General features: G+C 70.2%; 24 protein-coding genes. 12 read left to right on the forward strand and 12 right to left on the reverse strand.

Features of this window, described 5'->3' with window-relative positions; all coding sequences use genetic code 11:
• Window positions 1-33 precede the first annotated feature (33 nt).
• Window positions 34-687 carry a hypothetical protein gene (locus FHS13_RS01430; protein WP_343064862.1) on the forward strand — a complete coding sequence of 218 codons (654 nt, stop codon included), beginning with the start codon at window positions 34-36 and terminating at the stop codon, window positions 685-687.
• 86 nt (window positions 688-773) lie between these two features.
• Here the strand turns inward: FHS13_RS01430 and FHS13_RS01435 are convergent, their stop codons facing one another.
• From FHS13_RS01435 to FHS13_RS01455, 5 genes are all read right to left on the reverse strand, one after another.
• Window positions 774-1,538 carry an NUDIX domain-containing protein gene (locus FHS13_RS01435; RefSeq protein WP_184286116.1) on the reverse strand — a complete coding sequence of 255 codons (765 nt, stop codon included), beginning with the start codon at window positions 1,536-1,538 and terminating at the stop codon, window positions 774-776.
• Window positions 1,539-1,631: 93 nt separating this feature from the next.
• Complete coding sequence (locus FHS13_RS01440) at window positions 1,632-2,030, reverse strand: spore-associated protein A (RefSeq protein WP_184286119.1); 399 nt, start codon at window positions 2,028-2,030, stop codon at window positions 1,632-1,634.
• A gap of 40 nt (window positions 2,031-2,070) precedes the next feature.
• Window positions 2,071-3,687, reverse strand: a complete 1,617-nt coding sequence (locus tag FHS13_RS01445; RefSeq protein ID WP_246404280.1) for a serine/threonine-protein kinase — start codon at window positions 3,685-3,687, stop codon at window positions 2,071-2,073.
• Between the two features lie 238 nt (window positions 3,688-3,925).
• Window positions 3,926-5,320, reverse strand: coding sequence for an outer membrane protein assembly factor BamB family protein (locus FHS13_RS01450; RefSeq protein WP_184286125.1), 1,395 nt, complete (start codon window positions 5,318-5,320; stop codon window positions 3,926-3,928).
• A gap of 176 nt (window positions 5,321-5,496) precedes the next feature.
• Entirely contained in the window at window positions 5,497-6,117 is a 621-nt protein-coding gene (locus FHS13_RS01455) for a YigZ family protein (protein WP_184286128.1), read from the reverse strand.
• A 433-nt stretch (window positions 6,118-6,550) separates the two neighbouring features.
• Between FHS13_RS01455 and FHS13_RS01460 the strand changes: the two genes are divergently transcribed.
• On the forward strand, window positions 6,551-7,171 hold the full coding sequence (locus FHS13_RS01460; RefSeq protein WP_184286131.1) for a hypothetical protein: 621 nt from the start codon (window positions 6,551-6,553) through the stop codon (window positions 7,169-7,171).
• Window positions 7,168-7,650 carry an ATP-binding protein gene (locus FHS13_RS01465; protein WP_184286134.1) on the forward strand — a complete coding sequence of 161 codons (483 nt, stop codon included), beginning with the start codon at window positions 7,168-7,170 and terminating at the stop codon, window positions 7,648-7,650. The genes FHS13_RS01460 and FHS13_RS01465 overlap by 4 nt, the downstream gene beginning before the upstream one ends.
• Before the next feature lie 275 nt (window positions 7,651-7,925).
• Here the strand turns inward: FHS13_RS01465 and FHS13_RS01470 are convergent, their stop codons facing one another.
• The 3 genes from FHS13_RS01470 to FHS13_RS01480 all read right to left on the reverse strand — a co-directional run bounded on the left by FHS13_RS01470 (window position 7,926) and on the right by FHS13_RS01480 (window position 12,444).
• Entirely contained in the window at window positions 7,926-11,252 is a 3,327-nt protein-coding gene (locus FHS13_RS01470; RefSeq protein ID WP_221442192.1) for a type ISP restriction/modification enzyme, read from the reverse strand.
• Window positions 11,253-11,461: 209 nt separating this feature from the next.
• Window positions 11,462-11,638, reverse strand: a complete 177-nt coding sequence (locus FHS13_RS01475; protein ID WP_184286140.1) for a DUF397 domain-containing protein — start codon at window positions 11,636-11,638, stop codon at window positions 11,462-11,464.
• Window positions 11,635-12,444, reverse strand: a complete 810-nt coding sequence (locus tag FHS13_RS01480) for a helix-turn-helix domain-containing protein (RefSeq protein WP_184286143.1) — start codon at window positions 12,442-12,444, stop codon at window positions 11,635-11,637. The genes FHS13_RS01475 and FHS13_RS01480 overlap by 4 nt, the downstream gene beginning before the upstream one ends.
• Window positions 12,445-12,645: 201 nt before the next feature.
• Between FHS13_RS01480 and FHS13_RS01485 the strand changes: the two genes are divergently transcribed.
• The 4 genes from FHS13_RS01485 (at window position 12,646) to FHS13_RS01500 (ending at window position 15,565) form a co-directional block, all read left to right on the forward strand.
• Window positions 12,646-12,897, forward strand: a complete 252-nt coding sequence (locus tag FHS13_RS01485) for a hypothetical protein (protein WP_184286146.1) — start codon at window positions 12,646-12,648, stop codon at window positions 12,895-12,897.
• On the forward strand, window positions 12,894-13,169 hold the full coding sequence (locus FHS13_RS01490) for a hypothetical protein (protein WP_184286148.1): 276 nt from the start codon (window positions 12,894-12,896) through the stop codon (window positions 13,167-13,169). Before FHS13_RS01485 ends, FHS13_RS01490 begins: the two co-directional genes overlap by 4 nt.
• Window positions 13,170-13,837: 668 nt before the next feature.
• On the forward strand, window positions 13,838-15,049 hold the full coding sequence (locus FHS13_RS01495; protein WP_184286151.1) for a helix-turn-helix domain-containing protein: 1,212 nt from the start codon (window positions 13,838-13,840) through the stop codon (window positions 15,047-15,049).
• A 255-nt stretch (window positions 15,050-15,304) separates the two neighbouring features.
• Window positions 15,305-15,565, forward strand: coding sequence for a hypothetical protein (locus FHS13_RS01500; protein WP_184286712.1), 261 nt, complete (start codon window positions 15,305-15,307; stop codon window positions 15,563-15,565).
• Window positions 15,566-15,635: 70 nt separating this feature from the next.
• On the opposite strand, the gene FHS13_RS01505 is transcribed toward FHS13_RS01500, so the two are convergent.
• From FHS13_RS01505 to FHS13_RS01515, 3 genes are all read right to left on the reverse strand, one after another.
• The gene (locus FHS13_RS01505; RefSeq protein ID WP_184286154.1) at window positions 15,636-16,697 is read right to left on the reverse strand and encodes a maleylacetate reductase; all 1,062 of its coding nucleotides are present in this window, start codon (window positions 16,695-16,697) and stop codon (window positions 15,636-15,638) included.
• A gap of 150 nt (window positions 16,698-16,847) precedes the next feature.
• Window positions 16,848-17,471, reverse strand: coding sequence for an alpha/beta hydrolase (locus FHS13_RS01510; RefSeq protein WP_184286157.1), 624 nt, complete (start codon window positions 17,469-17,471; stop codon window positions 16,848-16,850).
• 5 nt (window positions 17,472-17,476) lie between these two features.
• A complete protein-coding gene (locus FHS13_RS01515; protein ID WP_184286160.1) occupies window positions 17,477-18,472 on the reverse strand; it encodes a ring-cleaving dioxygenase in 996 nt (331 codons plus the stop codon).
• Between the two features lie 309 nt (window positions 18,473-18,781).
• Here FHS13_RS01515 and FHS13_RS01520 point away from each other — a divergent pair, with 309 nt between their 5' ends.
• The 5 genes from FHS13_RS01520 to FHS13_RS01540 all read left to right on the forward strand — a co-directional run bounded on the left by FHS13_RS01520 (window position 18,782) and on the right by FHS13_RS01540 (window position 21,959).
• On the forward strand, window positions 18,782-19,126 hold the full coding sequence (locus FHS13_RS01520; protein ID WP_184286163.1) for a hypothetical protein: 345 nt from the start codon (window positions 18,782-18,784) through the stop codon (window positions 19,124-19,126).
• 177 nt (window positions 19,127-19,303) lie between these two features.
• Window positions 19,304-19,915, forward strand: a complete 612-nt coding sequence (locus tag FHS13_RS01525) for an immunity protein Imm33 domain-containing protein (RefSeq protein WP_184286166.1) — start codon at window positions 19,304-19,306, stop codon at window positions 19,913-19,915.
• A gap of 166 nt (window positions 19,916-20,081) precedes the next feature.
• Complete coding sequence (locus FHS13_RS01530; RefSeq protein WP_184286170.1) at window positions 20,082-20,729, forward strand: helix-turn-helix transcriptional regulator; 648 nt, start codon at window positions 20,082-20,084, stop codon at window positions 20,727-20,729.
• A gap of 31 nt (window positions 20,730-20,760) precedes the next feature.
• Entirely contained in the window at window positions 20,761-21,273 is a 513-nt protein-coding gene (locus FHS13_RS01535; RefSeq protein ID WP_184286173.1) for a DUF3291 domain-containing protein, read from the forward strand.
• A gap of 62 nt (window positions 21,274-21,335) precedes the next feature.
• Window positions 21,336-21,959: a superoxide dismutase family protein gene (locus FHS13_RS01540; protein WP_184286175.1), complete on the forward strand. Its 624-nt coding sequence runs from the start codon at window positions 21,336-21,338 to the stop codon at window positions 21,957-21,959.
• Window positions 21,960-22,027: 68 nt separating this feature from the next.
• Here FHS13_RS01540 and FHS13_RS01545 read toward each other — a convergent pair whose 3' ends face one another.
• A complete protein-coding gene (locus tag FHS13_RS01545) occupies window positions 22,028-22,771 on the reverse strand; it encodes a membrane protein insertase YidC (protein ID WP_184286178.1) in 744 nt (247 codons plus the stop codon).
• Window positions 22,772-22,781: the final 10 nt, after the last annotated feature.

Raw genomic sequence — 22,781 nt, forward strand, 5'->3', positions numbered from 1 at the left:
AACCTGAAAGGCATCATGGAGTACAGCCCCCGCGTGTCCACTGCCCTGGCGGCGGTACCCGAAGACGTCTACACGTTCAACGCCGACGGATCTCTCATCACGCAGACCACGGCCCGAGAGCGCATCGCCGCCACTCTCGACGGGCTTGATCTCCGGCCCGGCATGAAGGTGCTGGAGATCAGAACGGGTTCGGGCTACAGCATGCACGGGGCCGACCTCGACCAATGGACGGTTCCGCCCCGAGGCGTTGACGCTCGCGCGCAGGACGGCCAGGGCGCGACGTGGTGGATCGCAGGGACATGGGCGAGGGAGCACCCGGCCGACGCCGAGAGCCTGTTGGCTCGGCTCGCTGACGGAGTACGGACAGTCCGGGTGTTCGAGGACGGCGACGACCCCGCAGAGTTCCGGGCCTGGCTGTACGCCACACATCCGAGCGAGCTGGTCGTCCTCGGAGGGCCACAGAGGTTCGGTATCGGCGTGGCCGACTCGGCTGGGGCTTTCCTGTTCCGACCGGTCGGGCTGGACGCTCTCACCATCGGTACCCCCGCTGAGTCCACGGCGCGCGGGTGGGTCCAGGAGTGGCGAACCGCCGGCTGTCCGGGATGGGCGCAGGTGCGCCCTGTGCTACGTCGGGAGGGCGGTGGGTGGCAGGTGCGTGCAGAACGAAGCGAAGCCGCCCATTCCTGACCTCATTCGCTGGTTGGCCTCCTGCATGCTCAGGCCGCAGTAGTCACACAGGACGGGGCCTCGCTCGGTGATCCGGGTGAGGCCCTTCATCTGGCACTGCGGACACCGCTCGGTAAGCCGCCGCACCCCCAGCAGCGGCGCACGACGTGTTCCAGGTAGGCCACGTGCGGGCCCTCCAGGTCCGAGAGGTCGGCGGGCGAGGCCACGAAGGCGATCCGGTCCAGCTCAGGGGCACGCCCGGAGGCCCGCTCGGCCTCCGTCGCCGCCTCGAAGCTCTCCCGCAACTCGGCCGCCGAGCGGGGCGGAGCCAGGTAGAACAGACCCACACTGCGGTTCTCACCACGGCTGACGGCCCACAGCCGCAGGTCTTCGGGATCCAGGCGGGTGCCGGCCTCCTCCTCCAGCTCCCGCGCGGCGTGGCTGCGCAACGCCCCCTCGTCAAGCGCCCCGCCGTCCGCCGGCGGCTCTGCGGACCCGCCCGGGAGCTGCCACCGTCCCGGAGCGGCCGTCGACGGCGACATCCTTCCCACCAGCACATGCCCGCCGCAGGTGGGCTGTACGACGCTGACGAACAGCGGCGGCAGCCACGAGGTGTTACCGGGGACCCGGCGCAGGGCGTAGTGCCGGTAGGTCACCCGCGCCCAGGACAGCACGAGGCCGTCCCCTTCCCGCGCCATCCCCGCACACGCCACCACCGGGCCGTCGAACAGGTGCGGGTTGGCCCGGACCGCCCGGCTCCACACACGGTCCCTGGCCCGTGCGTCCTCGGGCGACAGCTGCGGTGCTTCGGTCTCCACCAGGCGGAGCCGTCGGACATCGAAGAGGCCGACGGCAGGCAGCGGCTCGGTCATCGGCCCATCGTAGGGCTGTCCGGGTTCACCATGCGGTCCCCGAGCAGGGGCCGCAGCCCGCAACGCCGCCGGGCGAGCGCTGGAGGGCGGAGGCTAGCCGCAGTTGGTGCCGGTCCGGACGATCCAGTCGTCACCGATGGCGCCGCCCCAGTCCACGCACTGCCCCGCCGCCGACAGGTGGACCGGTCCGGCGTACTGGGTCCAGTTGCCGGGGTCGGTCTGCCACGCCGTGCTGTTGCTGCGTTTGAGCGCGACGTCCATGTTCATCGCCGCGCCCGGGGCGGAGCGGATGGTGACGGCGCAGTTCTTGCGGGTGGAGGAGTTGTAGGTCAGGAAGACCGTTCCCCCGGGGACCGCTGCCTGGTTGACCACCCCGTAGCCGCTGCCGCACTGCCCGCCGTAGGTGGCGGCAGCGGCGGGTGCCGCACCCGCGGTGGCCGCGATCAGTGCCAGGCCCAGCCCTGCGGCGGTCCTGCGGACGATCGCCTTCATCCCTGCTCCTCCTCGTGTGCGTCGCGTCGCGGGCCCCCGGTCACCACGGCGGGGTCCCCGTGCCGGCGGCGCTGTGCCGTTCGACCAGACGGGTGATGGTCACGGTCCCGTCCGCGTCGGTCGTGTAGGTGACCTCCGCCTGGACGGTGCGGTTGCCGCTGCTGACGTGGACGGCCAGCGCGGAGGGGCTGGAGGGCACCGTCCCGGTGCTGCCCTCGGAGACGCTGACGCCGGAGTCCTGGCAGAAGCTCCACGCGCACACGACGGTCGCGCCGTCGAGCCGCGCGTACACGCCTGTACCGCCCGCGGGCTGGAAGGGCACCACGTGCTCGCCGGAGGGTCGCGGCCCCGAGGCGCTCACCCCCGAACCGACGACCCCGGAGACGGTGACGGTCTCACCGCCGCCGGTCTCCGGTTCCTCCTCCGTGCCCTCCTCCGCCTCGGAGGGCTCTTCGGACGGCTCCACCGAGGACGCTGCGCTCTCCGACGGTTCCTGGCCGCCCGGTCCGGGGCGCTCTCCCTCCGCCTCTCCGGTCCCCTGCCCCGGCGCGGAGCCCTCCTCCCCCTCTCCGGTGAACCAGGCGGCGGCCGGCAGCGAGTCCCAGTTCCCGGCGAGTGCCACCCCGCCGACACCGAGACCGGCGACCAGCGCCAGGGCGCCCGCCACCGCGCCGACCGCGAGGGCCTTCCTGTTCCGTCCGCTCGGCGGAGGTACCCGGAACTCTTGTTCGGGTGCCGGCCGCACCCCCTGCCACGTGTGGCCGACCACGGCGGCCATCGCGCCGGCTGCCTCCTCCGCTGACCTCACCGGGCCGGAGGAATCCCACGGGGAGTTCACCGATGCCAGTGTGCGGACCAGTTCCAGAACGGTGGGCCGGGCGTCGGCACGCTTGGCCAGCGACCGCCGCACGAGGTCGGCGAGCGGCCCCGTGAACTCCTCCATGTCCGGCTCACCGTCGAGGACCCGGTGCGCGACCGCCGCCGGATCCCCTGTGCCGAACGGCGGCCGTCCGGTGGCGGCGTAGGCCATGACGGCTCCCCATCCGAAGACGTCGTCGGCGGCGCGGGCTGCCTCGCCCTGATAGTGGGCGGGGCTGATCCAGCCGGGCGACCCCGTCACCGACCCGGTCCGGGTGATCGCGGTCTGGTCGGCGGCGCGGGCCACACCGAAGTCCAGGACCCGGGGGCCCTCGGGGGACAGCACGATGTTGGCGGGCTTGAGGTCCCGGTGGACGACCCCGGCCGCGTGGATGTTGACCAGGGCCTCGGCCACCCCGGCCGCCAGGCCCAGCAGCAGCCGCTCGTCGAGCGGCCCGTTCTCACGGACGTAGGCGCTGAGTGTCAGCCCTCTCACCAGCGGGGTGGTCAGCCAGGGCCGCTCGGCCCCGGTGTCGGCCGCCAGCAGCGGTACCGCGCAGGCGCCGCCCACACGGTGGAGCAGCTCCACCTCGCGGGCGAAGCGCGCCCGGAACTCGGGGTCGGCCGAGTACTCGGCGTGGATCAGTTTGACCGCCACGAGGGCGCCCTGCGCGTCGACGGCCGCGTAGACGACCCCCATCCCGCCCGCGCCGAGGCGCTTGAGCAGCCGGTAGGGGCCGATGGCTGCCGGGTCGGTGGAGGTCAGGTCCGTCGCGGTCGCGGGAAGGGCAACGGCCAAGGGGGGTTTGCTCACGGCTGTCGGCTCACAGGTCTGTCCGGAAGATGCGCAGAGGGGTCCCCCCGAGGGGCATGGGGTGGAGGAGGAGAACACGCACAAGGGGGACATCCGGATACTAGTGGCTCTAAGATTTCCTTCCACTCCAGGCGGACACAAAGGCCGATACCGGCCATGGCGGCCGCCGTGCGGGCCACCGGATATGTGGTGGCCGCGCCGGTGGCGTCCTCTCCGCAGGTCGTTACTCCGACGGTTCCGGGGAGGGGCTCTCCGAGGACTCCGCCTCTTCCGGGGACGGGCCGTAGACGAAGCGCTGGCGGCCCTGGACGAGGACGGCGTGGCCGCTGTCCGTGACCGCCTCCACCTGGGACGACAGTTCCCCGGAGACGGTGTCCATGCTGCGGGCGTCGAGGACGACCTGGGTGTCCGGCTGGTCGCCTCCGCCCCGGGAAGTGCCGTAGAACATGCCGTCGAAGGCGAAGGCCGGGGAGAAGGCTCCGCCTTCCTCCTCCAGGCCCCACAGGGTCTCGCCCTCGGCCAGGTCGAGGGCGACGGCGGTCGCGGTCCCGCTGGCCTGGGGCAGCAGGAGCGTTCCGGTCTCGCCGTCGTAGAGGGCGCCTCCGGTTCCGGCGGGGTCGTAGGGGTGGGCGACGGGGTTGGTGCCGGGTTCCTCCAGGGTCCACAGCAGCTCCCCGTCATCGGGGTCGTGCGCGGAGAGCACGGAGGCCGCTTCGGAGGAGGCCCAGCGCACCAGCAGCACGTCACCCCCCTCGTCGGGCAGCGGGTGGAAGCCGAGGACCTGGGGGGTGGGCACCGGGCCCGAGGAGACGAGGCCGAGGTCCTCGTCCTCGCCGTCGACGGTCCACAGCTCCTCTCCGGCGCTGTCGGGGTCGAGGGAACGGGCGTGCAGCTCTGGGCCGCCGGAGGCGAGCAGGACGAGGTCCTGCCAGGCGGCGACGGGCACGCCGAGGGCGGGCTCCTCCTGGGACCCGTCGTCCTCCTCGCCGTCCTCCTCGGCCTCGTCCTCCTCGTCGCCCTCCTCCTCGGGAGCGGCGAACTCGTAGCTCCACAGCTCTTCGCCACCGGCGTCCAGAAGCACGTACTCGCCGTAGGGGTCGTCGTGCGTCCACTCGGCGGGCCTGCGCACCGCGATGCCGTCCAGGAAGATGTCGCCCTCGCGGGTCTCCTCCCACAGCACGCCGCCCTGCCCGTCCAGGGCGAAGGAGGTGCCCTCGGCGTCCTCCATGAGCATGACCGCCTCACGCTCCAGGTCGGCGTCGAACCCGCGCAGCCGCACCCCGCCCTCCCACAGGGTCTCGCCCGTGGCGGCGTCGTGCAGAAGGTGGCGGTCCTCGCTGCCCGCGCTGACGAGGAAGGCGTCCCCCACCGCGCTGATGCGCACACCGCCGGGGTCGGCGAAGATCTCGTGGACGTCGGCGGAGTCGCCGTGCAGGTAGCGCAGCACCTCGCCCTCGATGCCGGGCGGCGGGTCGCCCTCGAAGGAGGTCGGCACCGGGGCCGGCTCCTCCGGGGTTCCGGCCGGGGGTGCGGGGGGCTCGGGGTCGCCGGTGCATCCGGCGACCAGCAGCGCGACGAGCCCGCAGGCCAGGGCCCCAGGCACCCGTGAGCTGCACATGAACGGTTTCTCCCCGTGAACGGTGACGTTTACGGCAAATCCTAAGCCGGAAGAGCAGGGGCGGACACACACGGACACCGGTCGTTACGCCATCTGAATACTGGACGCGCCCCGCAGTGGTTTCGGCTCCGGGAGCACTCCCGCCTCCGGCCTGCTCCCCGAGGCGGCCACGGGCACTACGGCTCGACGTCGACGACCGTGGCGCCCCGGACCTCGAACTCGGCCTTCCCCCCGGTGAGCTCGGCCAGCCGGACCTCGAACTCCGCCAGGTCCTCCTCCGGCAGCGCCACCTCCACCCGCACGCGTTCCTCGTAGGAGGTGCCGCGCACAATGAGGGAGGAGTCGCGCAGGTCGCTCTCCAGCCGCCCGCCGAGCACGTAGTCGGCGTAGACGTCGACCACGAGGAGCCGGCGCCGCTCCAGCACACCCAGTTCGTCCACCGCGGCGGAGACGGCGTTGCCGTAGGCGCGGATGAGGCCGCCGGCGCCGAGCTTGACACCGCCGAAATAGCGGGTGACCACGGCGACCGTGTCGGTCAGCTCCCGGTGGCGCAGCACCTCCAGCATCGGCACCCCGGCGGTCCCGGCGGGCTCGCCGTCGTCGCTGGACCGCTGCACGTCGCCGTCCTCACCGAGGACGTAGGCGGTGCAGTTGTGGGTGGCGCTCCAATGCTCCTTGCGCCGCGCGGCGATGAAGGCCCGTGCGGCCTCCTCGCTGTCCACCCTGGCCATGGCGCAGAGGAACCGGGACTTCTTGATCTCCAGCTCGTACTCGCCGTCGCGCCTGATCGTTCGCATCTCGCCTGTCCGGACAAAGGTCGTGGTCTTCCCCCAGTCTCCCACCCCGCCCCGGAGGGCGCCCGCCGGGACGTGCCCCGGGGCGAACGCACGCGGGCCGCGCGGAGGTGTCGGCGCAGAGGACACGAGGGCTCAGGCCAGGCAGGTTTCCGGCGCGTCCATTCCACCGGCAAGGATCCAACCTCGGATCAGAATGCCCGAATAGCCCTTTTAGAGAAATTGGAGAGGAAAGTCTTTCCAGGCCTCTGACCTGCGCACATCAAATTTTTTTCAGTCCACTTCGCTTTTCCCTCACATCAACCCCCGCCATCCCCTACGCTTCTCATCAAAATCGATGTGACCCCGCGACGCTAGCAAGCGCCCGGGGTCGTGGCCAGCAATTCACCACTTGAAGACAAGGATTGCCAGCGTGCACCAGTTTAGTGCTGCGCTTGTGAGCCGTACCCTCGGTACGCTCCTGGCGCTGATCTTCCCGCCCCGCGGCCGCCACTCCGGCTCCGGTCTTCTCTCTCGTCGCCGCAGGTCGACGCGGGTCCGCCGCTACGTCGCCGACCCCGCTCCCGGCCCGGCGACCACTTCGCGACACACCCCCGAGCCTCCCCGGCCTCGGCCCCATCTGTCCGGGCCCCGCCAGGTGCTGAACGCCGACGATGTGGCGTTGGTGCGGCCCTACTACGAGGCTCACGAAAAGCACGTGGCCCGCATGCGCGCCGCCTTCCAGGCAGATGACGGATCCGAGCAGAAGCCCCAGCCATCTCGGCCGCCCCAGCTCCCGCAGGCACCCCAGGAACCCCAGGTGCCTCAGGCGCCCCGGCTTCCGGAACCGCGCATCCCGGAGGGCGACCTGCTCGCCGGCGAAACCGCACCCCTCCCCGAGCCCGAGCCCGCACCCAAGCCTGAGCCCGCCCCTGTGCCGGTGTCTGTCCCTGCGCCCGTACCTGCGCGGGGTCGTCACCACCGTGTGGACGAGGCCGAGCTGGACCGCGAGTTGGCCCGGCTCACCCGGATGTGGCACGTCCAGCGGCAGAACCTCCAGATGGGGGTGCCCGCATGAGCGTGCAGCGCGCCTTCTGGGAGCACCGCACCTACCCGGGCAACCTCGCCCAGCTCAGGCAGGTCCGCCAAGACCTGGCCACCGACCTGACCGGCTTCCCCGACGAAGCCGTCGAAACCCTGGTCTTGTGTGCCAGCGAGCTGTTCGCCAACGCCTGCAAGTACACCGCCTCCGGCCAGAAAGACGGCCAGGTGATCCGCACGCTGTGCCTGCGCCGGGGCCGCCTGCTGCGGCTGGGTTTCACCGACGACGGCGGCAGCGGCCGCATCCCGCAGATCCCGACCGAGCGCAGCGATGACGAGTGGAACTGGGCCGAGGGTCAGCGCGGGCTGCTCATGGTCCAGGAGTTGTCCACAGCCTGGGGATATGACCTCACCTGCCCCTGGACCGACACCGGCACCCACACCTGGGCCCTCATCCCCTTGCCCAGCGGCACCGCGCTTCCGCCGGGGCTGAAGCCCTACATCTTCACCCGCTGACACGGTGGGGACTCTTCGACCTCTCCGAGGAGTCCCCACCACGCCCATTCTCTCCACGGCCAGGAAAACCCGCGTCCCCTTTCCCGGCTCTGCCTTACTTCCCGTGATCTTGTACCTAGCGCCAACCTCACCCCGTTTTGCAGCCCTCCCAATATCCAGCGAAAGTGACCGCAGGTACAAGATCACGAGGAAAATCCGTTGGCTGGAGTAGGGGTGACTGGAAGTTTTCGCCAAAGCACGTACCGCTTGTGCAGCGCGGGGGCGTCAGCAATCTCCTATTCGAGGAACGGAAAAGAGCCATCGTCGGGCTCGGAAACGGCAGCTAGGTTGTAGCGGGGCTTTCGGTCCTTGCTCGAATCCGGGATCTTGACTCCCCGCTTCTTCAGGTCGTCCAGGGTGAGAACGGGCCCCGCCACCACCTTGTCCAAGAGCTCGCTCTGGCGTTCCTCCAGCTCCGTGACCCGGCGCAAGGCGGTGAGGAGTTCGTTGAACTCCGTGATCCACTCCATGGGCCACGCGTCCAGGTGGATGTCGTCGAGAGGACTGGTCTTCTTGCCACCAGGGTTCTCCTTGCGGTAGGAGAACCACTTGTTGATGACGTTCGTGCCACCGACGTCGTAGTTCCACATGCGCTCCGTGACAGGTCCGAAGAGCCCTTCGCCCACCCTGATCTGTCCCTCACCATCTTCGGCAGGAATGTAAGTGATCTTGGCGGGAAGCCCGGCTGCGATGGCAGATAGGTTCTTGGGGCGGCGCCGGTCCGTGGGGTCGAAGCTGATCTTCCCCTGAGGTCGCCCTGCCTTCGGATCAGCAAAGGCCTCGCCATAGGTGGCTGACCACACCACGTGTCGGCCGATCTCGCACGCCGCTTCCCACAGCGCGGGATCAGCGGTGAGCGGAACCCGCACGCCAGGAGCGTCGAGCTCTTCAGTGAACTCATCGGTGAACGCTGGATGGGCGGTGACCCCGGCAATGTAGGCGGCCAGGTCCTGAGCTGTCACGGTGAGCTTGAGAGCAATTTCAAGCTGCCTGAGCAGGCCGGGAGCGATGTTTGGAGAACCATCGGGGTGTAGGAGAGGAAATTCCCTCCCGCCTTCGCTGCCTTTGAAATGGTGGACGTCTGGGATCAGCGCAGCGAAAGCCACTGCCGGCCCGCTGCTGATTGCGAGTCTGTGCATCTCATTGATGAAGAGCTGACCCTCAACATTTGCACTTGCCCACAGGCTCCGCCGGGGGAAGTCGATCACCCGGCTGTCCGGAATGATCCACTGTCGGTCAAAGCACCTGTAAGACACTCTCGTTGGAGTAGGGCACTCGCCTGCTTCTTCGCAGACCGCCTTCTCTTGTTCTGGGAACCCGGGGAGAGGAGCCTTCGTGCTTTTGAGTGTCCGGTCCCGCGTCTCCTTGAACAGGACCGCCTTCCGCGCCTCGTCCGGCTCGTGGACCAACCTGTTCCAGCGCTCCTGAAGGATCTTCGGAGACGGGGCCGTCACCCAGTTGCGGTTGGGTGTGAAGCCCGGGCTGAACCAGCAGAAAAGGTCCTCCAGCGCCGGGTAGTCGTCCCACGCCGACTCCGCAACGGGCACGAAGGGGTCCTCCCATCCGGTCCGCACCGTCTGCCAGGCGTCGCTGTCCAGGGCCAGGGCATCGAGCTGGGCGTACTTGTCCTCCCGCTTGCCCGTCACCTTGGCGTAGTGGATCCTCGCCGGCGTCCGGGGATCGGTGTCCTTCTTACGGACGAAGATCGCGATTGCCAGAGGCTGCTGCACACCCGGAAACACCCGGGTGGGGATGTCGGGTCGCATGCCTTCGGGGCTGACGTTGACGATCCACCCCTCCGAGCAGGTCTCGCGCAGGTAGCGGCGCATTCCCTTGAACCCGGGGCCCTTGAGGTAGCCCGAGGTGGTGATGAAGCTGACCACCCCGTGCCGGTCCTGGGGGTGGGCGTCGAACACCTTCCACGTGGCCCAGGCCCAGAAGTAGACGTAGAGGTTCTTGAGCTTGTTCTCCAACCGTCCGTTGCCGACCTTGCGGAACCGGTCCAGCGGCGTGGCGCCTCCGACATGCTCGGCTCCGGACTCGATCCACCCGCCCTGCCCCTGGGCTCGTTCCCGGTAGGGAGGGTTGCCGATGACCACGGTCACGGGGGTGTCGGCCTTGATCTTGTTGGCGGCCTTGTGCGACTTGGCAAGCGCCACCAGATCCGGGATGACCGACACCTCGGAAGTGAACGGGTTGGCCAGGGTGTCCGTCACGTGCAGCCGGACCCCGCCCTTGGGGAGGGTGGCACCGTACTTCTTGAGGATGTCCACCGCGCGCATCTCCGCCACGGTGTAGGAGCCCATCTTCAACTCGAATCCGATGAGCCGTTCGGCCAGGTTGCTGATCGCCGGCCCCACGTAGCCGGGGCCTTCGAGCTCCTCGGCGCGCTTGGCCGCGTGGTCGATGACGGCGTGCAGGTAGGCGCCGGTACCCATCGCCGGGTCGATCGTGGTCACCGACGGCGACAGGTATCCCTGTTCGGCGTCCAGCCGGGTGGTGAGGATGTCGTCGGTCAGGCGCACCATGTTCCGCACGACCTCGATCGGTGTGTAGTAGACCCCCGACTCCTTGCGGAGTTCCGGGTCGTACACCGACAGGAACGACTCGTACAGGTGGAGGTAGGCGTCCTCCCGCTGTGCCCAGATCGGTTCCCACTCCACCGCGCCGATGATCCGCCGCAGCAGGTCGATGGTGACGGTGAAGGAGGAGACCGCGCTGCTGGCCAGCAGCTTGAGCGCCTGGGACATCAGCGCGTGCGGCTTGCCCGCGCCGAGCTGATGAGCGATCTTCCACGTCTCCAGCCCTGCGACGTCGATGCCCTCCGTACGGGCCAGCAGGAACGCGAAGGTGATGGTCTGGGCATACCCGTCGGCGAACACCTCGTCATCGGCGGTGGGAAACAGAAGTTCCCGCCAGTTCTTGGCGAGCATGGTGAACGGCAGGTCGTACTCGTCCGCCCCTGCCTTGCGCTTCTTGGCCTCCTCGGCAAGCTGCTCCAGGACCGAGTCCCGCAGCAGGCGGCACTGCGGGGCCACCCGGTTGACGAGCTGGTCGACCGTGGTGATCGGCGGAGGTGACCACTGGAGGAAAGCGCGGAAGAGGTTCTCGACCGCCGGGTCGTGGCTGGTCAGATCCGTACCGGAGGTGTGGAGGTCACCGTCGAACTCCACGCTGAGCTGGAGCTCGCCGTACCGGTACAGGCGCCACTCCGTGCCGTTGGTGTAGAGCAGGTTCGGTTGGTCCCTGAGCCGTTCCCACTGGCGCTTGTTGTGCCCCTTGAACCTGGCCGGGTCCAGGTTCTCCTTGGGTTTCTTCAGCTCGACGAGGCCGGTGACCTCACCGTTCACCCGTACCGCGAAGTCCGGCCGGGCGCCGGCGTCCTTCAGGTGGGCCTCGTCGTGGACGACGACCTTCAGCTTTGCGGCCAGGCCGACCTTGGTGAGAAACCCTTCCACCGGACCGCGGATCGCCGCCTCGGGTTGGCCGATGCCGTCCTGGAGCTTGTCGGCGCACTCCTGGCCGTACTCGGTGATCGCTGTGCGCAGCCAGTCCTCAAGCAACCCGGGGGCTCCGATCTCACGAGGCAGGTGATGTAAGCCCATTCATACCAATGTGTAAGGACGAGGGATACGGGTTCTCTGATCAGGGTCGAGGGAGTACAGCGGGACCGCGGCGGCGAACAGGGAAGGAGGTCTCCTCACACGCAGAAGACCCACCACGGAGCCGGAGCCGGGGCGGGCCTCCCGAAGCAGCGACCGACTCGCTCGTCCTACTGGTCGCCGCCCTTGAGGTCCCGCACGAAAGAAGCCCACTCCGAGGCATTGAAGCTCAGATGCCCGAGATCCCTGTTCTGTGTATCCCGAACCAGAACGCTGTGCGAGCCTTCCTTGACTTCCACACAGCTGGTTTCTCCCTGACTGTAACTGGACTTGCGCCACTCGTTCACAGTGCTTCCTTTATTTCGGTCATCCTCGCTAGAGAGGCGTCGGGGGGTAGGGACCACGACAGAAGCTTATTGTACGCGACCTCCAACCTGCGCACTTGCATGGCCTCGTCAGTTACGTGCTCTCCTGTGGTGTGCTCTGAGCACGCAATGGGGCTCCGATCACCAACGTATATGAGTCGGAAAGCCCCCACGGTCCAGGTGAAGTCGCTCAGCCCCAAAGGCAGCACCTGGATTGTCGTTCCTCTTGCCATGGCTTCTTCCGCCAAACGACCGAGCTGCTCCCTCATCACCTGGGAACCACCCACTCTTTGTGTGAGGACCAGCTCGGGAATGACGACGCTCAGCATGAGGGAATCTTCGGTTTTCAGGCGTTCGCGCCATGCCTTGCGCGCTGCGACGGTCTTTTGGATGCGCGCTTCGTTCGCCATGGGAACGGTGTGGGATATGAGCACACGGGAGTAACCTTCGGTCTGGAAGAACCCCGGGATCACGAAGGGATGGAAGAAGCGGATCTCGTTCGCTTCCTTCTCGTACTCCTCGGACTGCTCATACCAGCCCGCCCCACTCTCCAAGCGTGCCACATCACGCCACATCCTGAGCAGGGCGCCGTTTGTACCGAAGGCAGAGTCCATCGCTTCCACTATGCCTTGTTTCGGCGATCTCACGGCGCGCTCGACCTTGCTGTGGTAGGTGGCTGAGTATGTGGTCTCCCTGCCCAACTGGTCAAGCGACCAGCCCATCTGCCTGCGCAAACCCCGGACGTGTTCGCCAAAGCTGATCCAGACCGGCTTCTTCTGGTCCACCATGTACCGATGGTGTCACGGCGCGAGTACACACATGTACTCGATAAGACCAGTCGTGACCATTCTGTATCTCGTCTTCCATGAGCTTCACGCAGGTGGCAGCCTCCCGACATGGCCAGTACAAGCCCCCTGAGGGAAACCATGACTTCAGGAGATGCCAGGCGTTGGCAGTTGCTGAAGCTTAAAGAGCTACAAAAAGGACTTATGCAGCGCCAGGTGTCCGGCGTGCTCCACGGCCAGGGCCTCGATGGCCTTGAGTCCGACGACTGCCGACTCTGGCAGGCCGGAGAGCCCCCGGAGCTGCACGTGTCCATCCCCGGCACGCGGGTCCCCGTCGTCGTCACGGTCTCGGAGGACCTCTACGTGTGGCACCGCTGCGGCGGCGAGATGGCATGCCCCGTGTCCTTGTTCCACAGAGCGCTGGAGCTGGTCATCTACACCGTGAACGTGTCATGAGACCGTGGTCGGCCGAGAGGAAGGCCGAGGTGCTCCAGGGCCTCTACATGGCACTGAAAGCACTACGGGTTCCCGGCACCAGTTTCGAGAGGACATCTGATCCTGTGGTCTACACGGAAAACACATGCACCCGCGTACGGGAGAAGTGCTTCTTCATCAAGAGGACCTTGCCCAACGGGTATGTGACAGAGACAGCATTCCTGGGGGTCGAGCACAAGGACATCGCCGCCTCACTCGTTCGAGAAATGACAGCCCCGGTGATTTTTTCCTAGACGTTCAGCAAGACTCCCGCGAAGATATGCGGACGGCTCCCCAAGCCCACTGCGTCCATGCGTCGAGACTCTCCCAAACGAGAAAGGCCCATCCCTGTGGACGGATTGGCTGACTTCCTCACCAGATGGCTGGTCCTACGATCCGAGGCGGACCGCAAACCCAACCCCGGCCGAAAAACCGCGATCCTCCCTCCAGCTGCGATTCATTCCCGTGATCTTGTACCTAGCGACAACTTCACCCTGCCTTGCTGCCCTCTTGCATCTAGTGAAAGTGGCCGTAGGTACAAGATCACGAGAAGAAAGGTCGTTGGCTGGAGTGGCGCGCGGGTTGAGTTGGGTGATCGCACGTTCGTCCGGCGAATGGAGCTCGGCGTGAGCGAAGCACAGCGTGAGTGGGAAGCGCACGGACGGAGCGCGGCACGGGCAGGGCTCGGCACGGGCAGGGCTCGGTGCGGGCAGGGCTCGGCGCGGGCAGGGCCGGCGCCCCTCTTCCGCTGCGGCTCGGCGCGGGCAGGGCCCCCGGGGGAGCCCCCCGGTCCCGCTCCGCGCAAGGAGCACAGCGGATCCCGGCCCTCCCTCTCCTCGGATTGCGATGTGGTCAACCGCCTGACACGGCAAAAGCCCCGCCCTACCCTGAGAGCGCGACCGCTCAGGAAAAGGACGGGGCCATGCCTGTTCAGGACATCGAAGAGACCGCCGGCCAACGCGTCGCCCGACTCCGCAAGCTCCGAGGACTGACACAGCACGGCCTCGCGGCCCGGAGCCACGTGTCGCGCAGCCTGATCGCCAAGGTCGAACGCGGACACAGCCTGGCCACCCCCGCCTTCATCGCCGCGGTCTCCGCCGCCCTGGCCGTGGACCCCGCAGAGATCTCGGGCCACACCTGCCCCGGCCGCGGTCTCGCCCAGGACCGGATCCACGCCACCATCCCCCAGGTGCGGAGGGCGCTGGACTCGGTCGACGTGCCCTCGGATCCGGACGTGCGGCCCCGGCCGATGAGCGTGCTCGTCCAGGAGATCGAGTCGCTGCGGCTGGCCTCGAAGAACGCCGAGCACCTCCAGATCGGCACCCGCCTGCCGGCCCTGCTCACCGAACTCGCCGTCCACGCGCACAGCGGCGACGACCCCCGGACCTGGCGGCACGTCAACGCCGCGCAGGCCCTTGCCGTCTCGCTCTCCCGGCGCCTGGGCTACACCGACCTGGCCATGTCCGCCATCAAGGACGCCGCGGCGAGCGCGGCGCGCAGCGACGACCCCAACCTCCCCGCGCTCGCACAGCTCTCCCGGGCGCTCATGATGATGATGTACGGCTCATGGGTGGTGGGCCTCCACATCGTGCGCGCCGCCGCTTCGTCCGTCGACCAGGACACGCCCCGGGCGCTTGCCGTCCACGGCGCCCTGCAACTCCGCTCGGCGGTGCTGTCGGCGCGGGGCACCTCAACGGGTTCGACGACCCCCGGGGACGCCTGGGAGTACTTCGGCCGGGCCGAGGAGACCGTGCGGCGGCTGCCCGGGCACACCCGGGACTGGTACGCCCTCCAGTTCAACCCGGCCAACGTGCAGATCCACGGGTGCGCGGTCGCGGTGGAGATGGGCGACCACGACGAGGCCCTCCGCCGCGACGCCCTCGTCACCGAGTCGGTGCTGGCGTCCCTGCCCGCCGCGCGCCGCGCCCACCACGACATCGACATGGCACGCGCGCTGGTCGAGGCCGGCAAGCGGGAGAAGGCGCTGGCACGGCTGGCGGCGGCCGAGCGGATCGCACCCCAGATGACCCGCTACCACCCGTCGGCGCGCGCGGTCACCGCCCACCTGATCGACCTCCACCGGTCCGTCCCCGAGCCGCTGCGCGGCCTGGCCAGGCGGATGCAGATCAGCTGAGAGGTCACGGACCCCGGTGTTCCGAATCGGAACACCGGAGACCCGCACGCTCCGTAACGTCGTTCTCACATCTACTTCTCCCGAGGTGAGCACATGACCCACGGCCCGCGTGCGGAGGAACACGGGCTGCCGCACGCCCTTCCACCCCGCGGTCGACACCGCCGCGCCGAGCCCGGCCGGGCCGCCCGCCCGCGTCGCAACACACGTGAACAGCCCACGCAGGTCGGGGAGCCGACCGAGGAAGGACGGGGAGCGATGACCGCCGACGCCGAACGGGTACCTGTGCCCCGCCACTCCGATCAGGGCACCCGCCCCTTCGGCAGCAGGGAACTTCCACGGCGCAGGAACACCACCGAGCTCTACGACCAGCTGTCCGAGGTGCTGCGCACCCGCCCCCGGCACGCCGGCGAGGCCTACCAGCTGATGCGCGAGGCCGACCGCCTGCTGAGCACCCTCGACCACCACCTGCGGTCCGGCGCCCGCCTCCCCGAACCCTGGCGGCAGGCCCGCTCCTGAACCGTCCGAACACCCGGGGAGCGTGTCCTTCCGCGCCGCCTCCGGCTCGGTCCGGGCTTCGCGCCCTGCCTCAGTCCGGCCGGCGGCCGTGCCAGGCGTCGATCAGCAGCGCCTCGACCCCTTCCCGGGTCGGGTCGCGGGGGTTGGGGTAGGGCTGCGCCACGGCGAGTTCGGCGGCGCGCGCGAGGTCGGCCTCGGCCATGCCGAGGCCGCGCAGCGACGTGGGGCCGCCGACACCGGCGACGAGGTCGTACACCCCGGCCGGGGCGCTCCCGTCCGCGCCGAGTGCCCGGGCGATGCAAGCCATCGCATCGGGTGCGGCGGACGCGTTGTAGGCCATTGCGTGGGGCAGGACCACCGTGTGGGTCGCGGCGTGCGGCATCCCGAACGCGCCGCCCAGGGTGTGGCAGAGCTTGTGGTGCAGGCCCATGCCGACCGCACCGAGGCAGGTTCCGGCGAGCCGGGCCGCCTGGAGGAGGTCCGCCCGTGCCTCCGGGTCGGAAGGACGGGCGGTGACCGCCGGAAGGGCCCGGGCGATGCGTGCGACCGCCTCCAGCGCCCTGCGGTCGCTCTCCGGACCGGCCTCGGGTGCGTACAGTGCCTCCACCGCGTGGGCCAGGGCGTTGACGGCACTGGTCACCGACACCGCCACCGGCAGGGTGAGGGTGAGCTCCACGTCGTAGACCACCGTGTCCGGGAGGATCTCCGGCGCGGACCGGGTGGTCTTGCGCCCGTGTTCGGTCTCGCCGAGCACGGGCGTGGCCTCGGACCCGGCGTAGGTGGTGGGGAGGACGAGCTGCGGCAGCCCGGTGCGCACCGACAGGGCCTTGGAGAGCCCGATCGCCGATCCCCCTCCGACCGCGACGAGGCAGTCGGCCCCGTGCCCGCGCAGGACCTCCAGGGCCCGTTCGGTCACCTCGACCGGGGTGTGCAGGGCCGCGCCGCCGAACTCCGCGACCGGAAGCGGGTTCAGGATCTCACGCAGTCTGCGCACCGTCCGTGCCTGTGAAGGGGTGGACAGCAGCAGTACGCGCGTCGCGCCGAGTCGTTCGGCCTCCTCCCGGACCCTGTCCGCCGTGCCCGTGCCGAACACCACCCGCGCGGGTCCCGCATCCCGGACGTCGTCCTCCATCGGCTCTCCCTCCACGCCTCGGGGCCGCTGCTGAGCGGGGCTCGAACCCCGGTGATCCTGCTCGTGGCGGCGCTGCCGAACACCGGCAACGCCGCCACGAGCAGGATCACGGGAGGACGGGCCGGGCCCCCGACCGGCCCGCCCTCCCGGTCAGCCCGTCTCCCCCGTCAGCCAGTCCCGTGCCTGCCGTACCCCCTCGGGGGTGATCTGGTGGCCTCCCTCGTGCCAGTGCTCGTGCACGGCGGCCGAGTGCTCCCTCAGGGACTCCACCAGCCGCCGGGCCGAGTCGAGCGGGGCCATCGGGTCGCGCTGCCCGTTGGACAGCAGGACCCTGGATCCGGAGAGGTCGTGCCCGGGCGGGTCCGGCACCGGGTCCATCGCCGCGAACAGCACCGCCTCGGTCAGCGCGTCCGGGCGCAGCAGCACGGTCGCCGCGGCGATGTTGGCCCCGTTGGAGAACCCGACGGCCACCACCCGGCGGTCCTCGAACCCGTACCGCTCACGGGCGGCCAGGAGGAAGTCGGCGAGCCGGCCGGCCTGCCGGCGCACGTCCTCGGTGTCGAAGACGCCCTCGGACAGCCGGCGGAACCACCGGGCCATGCCCTGCTCGCTGACCGGGCCCGCCGGGGCCAGGACGGCGGCGTCGGGGCAGATCTCCCTGCCCACGGCCCTGAGGTCGTCGGGGCCGCCGCCGGTGCCGTGCAGGAGCAGCAGCACCGGCGCCGCGGGGTCGCCCTCGGTGAAGCGGTGTTCCAGGGACAGCTCGGTACCCATGCGGCCTACTTCCCCTCTGCGGGCCGGAGCGGGCCTCCGGCCGCTCCGGGGTTGTTCTCCTCGGGCAGGTCGAGCCGCGCCAGGGAGTCGCGGATCTGCTCCCGGCGGGGCTCCAGCCACGGCGGGAGCCTCAGGGCGCGGCCGAGTTCGAGCAGGGGCTCGTCGGCGGTGAAGCCGGGTCCGTCGGTGGCGATCTCCAGCAGCGTGCCGCCCGGCTCCCGGAAGTAGATCGACCGGAAGTACTGGCGGTCCCGGATCTCGGTGACGCTCACGCCCTTGTCGACGAGTTCGTCCCGCCAGGCGACCTGGGTGGCGTCGTCGGAAACGCGCCAGGCGACGTGGTGCACCGTGCCGCCCGCGACCAGCCCGCGCGGGGCGTCCGGGGTGACCAGCACGTCCACCAGGGCGCCCGGACCGCCGTCCCCGGCGGCGAACCGGAGCCGGTCCCCGCTCCCGCCGACGTGGCGCAGGCCGAGCCCCTCGGTCAGCATTCCGGCCGTGGCGTCCTCCTGGGAGACCTGGAGGGTCACCGAGTGCAGGCCGCGCACGGCGTGCTCGGCGGGCACGAGCGGCGTGTCCCACGGGTCGCGCGGGTCGCCCTGCGGGTGCGCGACCAGGGAGATCCGCAGCCCGTCGGGGTCGAGGAAGGTGAGGGTCTCCTCCTCGCCGTGCGTCCGGCTCCGCGAGGTCTGCACCCCCGTGTCCGCCAGGTGCCGCTCCCACCAGCCGAGCGAGGCCTCGGGGACCGAGAAGGCGGTGGCGGTGGCCTGCCCGTTGCCGTGCCGGCCGCCGGTCACACCGGGCCAGGGGAAGAAGGTCATGAGGGTGCCCGGCCTGCCCTCGCCGTCCCCGTAATACAGGTGGTAGACGCTCGGGTCGTCGAAGTTCACGGTGGTCTTGACCAGTCGCAGTCCGAGGGCGCGCGCGTAGAAGTCGACGTTGCGCTGCGGATCTCCGCCGATGGCGGTCACGTGGTGCAGTCCGCTCGTGCTGATCGGCATGAGCTGCTCCTCTGGTTGTCTGTTCCGGTGCGGCGCCCCCGTGGCCGGTCGGCCTTCACCTCTCCTTGCCGGGACGTCCTTGCCTACACCTCGAACCATACTCAGGAAATATCTTCCTGGCAAGAAATATTTGGGCAAGGAAAACTCCGCCAGAGGTCGTCCCGGAGTCGGATTCCGAGCCTGAGACCGGCGGCAAGTGGGAAGAAGTAAGGGGGCACGACCGCTGCCGCAGGACCGAGGAGCACACCGGACACGAGCCCGCTTCGCCCCAGACCCGCCCCATCCACCGGACACGGAGCTGTGACCGCCATGGACGAGAACACCGTAAGCACGACGCCGCGCCCCTGGTCGCCGGAGATACCGGCCGCCGACGTCGAGGCGTACCTCCTCAGGATTCGACGGCCGGCGACCGGCACCCTCGGCTTCTTCAGCAACCATCCGGGGAGGTCCGTCTCCCTGGAGGACGCCGGACAGGAGCTCCAGAGGTCCCCCGAGGAGATCCGGGAGGACATCGCGCGGGCCAACAGGCACGCCGAGGCCCGCGGATACGCGCCCGTCTACCAGGAGACACCGGAGGGCTATACGATCGAGCCCGAAACGGCCGGGATCCTCTTCGCCTCCCTGGAGAAGCTGGACGAGGAGGGGCTTCCGTAGAAGGGCGCCCGGGGCGGGACCCCTCCGGCCCTCTCCGCCGGGGCTCCCGTCCCGCGACCCAGGAGGCGGACGCCCGGGGTGCGCAGCGCCCCGGAATCCCTCCTCCGAAGGAGAATCCCCGTGTTCCTTCCCGGGGCCGCCGCTCCCGGGCCGCTCCAGAGGAAGGCAGACCGCAGCATGGCGACGACCACCCGGGAGGTCTCGGGCAGGACCGTGTCCGTGACGGCCGACGACGCTCTCTCGCCGCAGGTGGACCGGTTCTTCGGGGTCCTGCACGAGATCCCCGCGGAGTCCTTCGGAGACGGGCTCGTCTTCCGGGCCGGCTGGAGCGCCTACTCGCTGGCCGGGACCGGCACGGCGCTGACCGTGCGCTGCCCCGACTACGTCGGCGACGTCACCTCCGACACCGAGAACCTCAGCCTCGCACTGGCCGTCGACGCGCAGCAGGCCCACGTGCTCTCCCTCGCGGGCGTGGCGGCGGGGAAGCCCGCGGTGTTCAACGAGAAGGTCGTGCTCTCCGAGGGCGCCCTGACCGCCCCCAGGGTCGTGGCGCAGCGGAGCGCGCCCTCCGGCACCGGCGACTCCGGATGGTTCGTCGGCACCGAGGGCGAGGACTTCGAAGGGGTCGACTCCCTCGAAGCGGTCCATGTGTACCAGCTCCTCGAACTCCGGCCGAGCCTCCTCCAGGCCCTCGCCCTGCCGGAGGGCTACCTCGCCTCCTTCGGCGACGACACCCTGGAAGTGGTCCTCGACGCGAGCGACCGGGTCGCCTACGAACGCCCCCGGTAGGACTCCCGGGCCGGGTCCGGGGTGCGGCCCCCGGGCCGCCGCGCGGAAAGCGGATCCGGGACACCGGTGCCCGGGGCCGGCTGCGGCCGCGCCCCTCCCCCGGGCACCGGCCCGCGCCTCCCCCCGTCCCCCTCGACCACTTCTCCCCACCGCCGACAATGGGGGCATGGACGACTCCTCGATCGACGCGGCCGGAGCCCTCGCCGATCCGCTCAGACGCAGGCTGTACGAGTACGTGGCCGACTCCGGCGGCGAGGTGAGCCGGGGCGAGGCCGCCGAGGCGCTCGGGATCCGGCGGACGCTGGCCGCGCACCACCTGGACCGGCTGGAGGAGGCCGGCCTGCTGGAGGTGGAGCGGCGCCGCGTCAACGGCCGCGAGGGGCCGGGGGCCGGCCGTCCCGCCAAGCTGTACCGGCGCGCCGGGCACCAGCTGTCGCTGCACCTGCCGCCGCGCGAGTACGAGCTGGCCGCGCACGTGCTGGCCGAGGCCGTGGAGCGGCACGGAGCCGAGGAGGCCGTGCACGCCGCGGCGCGCGAGGAGGGGCGCAGGCTCGGCGCCGGCAGCGGGGCCGGGTCCGTGGAGGAGCTGCTGCGCGAGCGCGGCTACGAGCCCGAGGAGGCCGGGGACGACGTCCGGATGCGCAACTGCCCCTTCCACACGCTGGCGCGCGCGTTCCCGCCGCTGGCCTGCGGGCTGAACCTGGAACTGCTGCGGGGAATGCTGGAGGGCCTCGGCGAGGACGGCGACCGCGCCCGGATGGCCCCGCGGACGGAGGGCTGCTGCGTCGCCGTCTCTAAAAACAAAATTCGTTGACATAGAAACCGGGCCGTGGTGTGCTGTGCCCATGAGCGACCCCCGGCACCACCTCGCGCAGTTCAACGTCGGCCGCCTCACGGCCCCCCTCGACGACCCCTCCATGGAGGGATTCAGCTCACAGATCGACGCGGTCAACCAGCTCGCCGAGCACGCCCCCGGGTTCGTGTGGCGGCTCGTGGAGGAGGGCAAGGAGGACGCCACCGGCCTGCGCCCCTTCGGAGACTCCTACCTGGTCAACTACTCCGTCTGGGAGGACGTCGAGTCCCTCTGGAACTTCACCTACCGGACCGACCACCTCGCGCTGCTGCGCGGGCGGCGGCAGTGGTTCGAGCGCATGGACACGGCCCATCTGGTGCTGTGGTGGTTCCCGAGCGATAACATCCCCTCTGTCGAGGAGGCCGGAAGGCGTCTCGACCTGCTGCGTGAGCACGGCCCCACCCCCGAGGCCTTCACCCTCAGGACCCCCTTCCCTCCGCCTTCGGACCTCCCCCGGCCGACCTCGGTGCAGCCTTCCGGTGCCTCGACCTCCCCGAACCCCTAGTCACTGTTGCTAACGTCTGGTGACGATGCGGGTATCCGTCGAGAACACCCTGGAGTTCCGCCATGCGCACGCCACCCCTCACCGCAGGCCTCCTGGCCCTGACCGCGGTCCTCCTCACCGGCTGCTCGGAGGACGGAGCCGACACCGAGGAGAGCTCCCCCGCCACCGAGAGCCCCGCGGCGATCCAGCCGACCGCCCCGCCCAGCGTCACCGCGGCCATCTTCATGGAGCCGGGCGAGAGCACCGGCGCCGTCACCTACGACGAGGAGGCGGTTCCCGTGGGAGCCACCGCCGACGTGCAGGTGCGTGTCCAGGACGGCTCCACCTACGTGCAGTTCACCGGCACCGGCCTGGAGGGGAACCGCGACTTCGGCGCCCACGTGCACACGCGCCCGTGCGGGGAGGACCCCGAGGAGGCGGGCCCGCACTACCAGGACGAGGCCGACCCCGCGGCCGGGGAGGGCACGCCCTCCACCGACCCCGCCTACGCCAACCCCGAGAACGAGGTGTGGCTGGACTTCACCACCGGCGAGGACGGCAACGCCTTCGCCACGGCGACCGTCCCGTGGGAGTTCCGGGAGGGCGAGGCCGCCTCCGTGGTCCTGCACGCCGAGCACACGAGCACCGAGGAGGGCGAGGCGGGTTCCGCCGGAGACCGCCTCGCCTGCGTCAGCGTCGAGTTCTGACCCGGCATGCACCGTGACCTCGTACCCGTGGCCCGCCCGGGCGTGCGCGGCGGGCCGCAGGTGCGAGGTCATCGGCGCGAGGACCCTCCTCGCAGCACCGGGGCGGGGACGACGCGGCGCAGCAGCACGCGCTCGCCCACCGTCCAGGCGGTCGAGGCCAGCAGGTACAGTCCGGCCGCCAGGGGAACGAAGGCGGCGAAGAGCACGGTCGTGTAGGGCATGTACGACATCACCCGGAGGATCCCCGCCTGCTCCGGGGCCGGGGCCGGGTTCGCGGCGGACGCGGGCAGGAGGACGTAGCGCCGGCTGGCCCAGGCGACCGCGGCCAGGAGTGCCAGGAGCGGCACGAACACCGGCGCTCCCGCCCCGCCCGCCGCGGCTGCGGTCGCACCCAGCTCCACCCCGGCCAGGGCGTGCTCCAGCAGCGGTGTCGGGGCCTCGCCGGCGCCGATGAACACCCCGTACAGGGCGATCACCACGGGGATCTGCGCCAGCGACGGCAGGCAGCCGGCCAGCGGCGACGTGCCTGCCTCGGAGTACACCTTCATCTGCTCGGCGGCGAGCTTCTCCGGCGTGTTCCGGTACCTGGCCGCGGCCTCGGCCAGGCGGGGGGCGATACGGGCGCGGGCCTTCTCCGCGCGGACCTGGGCCACTCCCAGCGGCAGGAGCAGGAGGCGGACGGCGACGGTCAGGGCCACCACCGCCAGGGCGGCGGCCGTGCCGCCGGCGACGGGGGTGAGCGCGTCCGTCAGCGCGGTCAGAACGGCGGTGAGCAGGGACATGGCGGCCGAGACCGGCCAGAAGCTGTACACGGGAGAGGAC

It is taken from the genome of Nocardiopsis algeriensis, assembly GCF_014203695.1.
Classification (GTDB): domain Bacteria; phylum Actinomycetota; class Actinomycetes; order Streptosporangiales; family Streptosporangiaceae; genus Nocardiopsis; species Nocardiopsis algeriensis.

Bases quoted from the DNA above. Each gene is read 5' to 3' on its own strand.
- FHS13_RS01435 (WP_184286116.1), bottom strand. From the start codon at position 1,538: ATGACCGAGCCGCTGCCTGCCGTCGGCCTCTTCGATGTCCGACGGCTC.
- FHS13_RS01440 (WP_184286119.1), bottom strand. From the start codon at position 2,030: ATGAAGGCGATCGTCCGCAGGACCGCCGCAGGGCTGGGCCTGGCACTG.
- FHS13_RS01450 (WP_184286125.1), bottom strand. From the start codon at position 5,320: ATGTGCAGCTCACGGGTGCCTGGGGCCCTGGCCTGCGGGCTCGTCGCG.
- FHS13_RS01455 (WP_184286128.1), bottom strand. From the start codon at position 6,117: ATGCGAACGATCAGGCGCGACGGCGAGTACGAGCTGGAGATCAAGAAG.
- FHS13_RS01465 (WP_184286134.1), top strand. From the start codon at position 7,168: ATGAGCGTGCAGCGCGCCTTCTGGGAGCACCGCACCTACCCGGGCAAC.
- FHS13_RS01480 (WP_184286143.1), bottom strand. From the start codon at position 12,444: ATGGTGGACCAGAAGAAGCCGGTCTGGATCAGCTTTGGCGAACACGTC.
- FHS13_RS01485 (WP_184286146.1), top strand. From the start codon at position 12,646: ATGCAGCGCCAGGTGTCCGGCGTGCTCCACGGCCAGGGCCTCGATGGC.
- FHS13_RS01490 (WP_184286148.1), top strand. From the start codon at position 12,894: ATGAGACCGTGGTCGGCCGAGAGGAAGGCCGAGGTGCTCCAGGGCCTC.
- FHS13_RS01495 (WP_184286151.1), top strand. From the start codon at position 13,838: ATGCCTGTTCAGGACATCGAAGAGACCGCCGGCCAACGCGTCGCCCGA.
- FHS13_RS01500 (WP_184286712.1), top strand. From the start codon at position 15,305: ATGACCGCCGACGCCGAACGGGTACCTGTGCCCCGCCACTCCGATCAG.
- FHS13_RS01505 (WP_184286154.1), bottom strand. From the start codon at position 16,697: ATGGAGGACGACGTCCGGGATGCGGGACCCGCGCGGGTGGTGTTCGGC.
- FHS13_RS01510 (WP_184286157.1), bottom strand. From the start codon at position 17,471: ATGGGTACCGAGCTGTCCCTGGAACACCGCTTCACCGAGGGCGACCCC.
- FHS13_RS01515 (WP_184286160.1), bottom strand. From the start codon at position 18,472: ATGCCGATCAGCACGAGCGGACTGCACCACGTGACCGCCATCGGCGGA.
- FHS13_RS01520 (WP_184286163.1), top strand. From the start codon at position 18,782: ATGGACGAGAACACCGTAAGCACGACGCCGCGCCCCTGGTCGCCGGAG.
- FHS13_RS01525 (WP_184286166.1), top strand. From the start codon at position 19,304: ATGGCGACGACCACCCGGGAGGTCTCGGGCAGGACCGTGTCCGTGACG.
- FHS13_RS01530 (WP_184286170.1), top strand. From the start codon at position 20,082: ATGGACGACTCCTCGATCGACGCGGCCGGAGCCCTCGCCGATCCGCTC.
- FHS13_RS01535 (WP_184286173.1), top strand. From the start codon at position 20,761: ATGAGCGACCCCCGGCACCACCTCGCGCAGTTCAACGTCGGCCGCCTC.
- FHS13_RS01540 (WP_184286175.1), top strand. From the start codon at position 21,336: ATGCGCACGCCACCCCTCACCGCAGGCCTCCTGGCCCTGACCGCGGTC.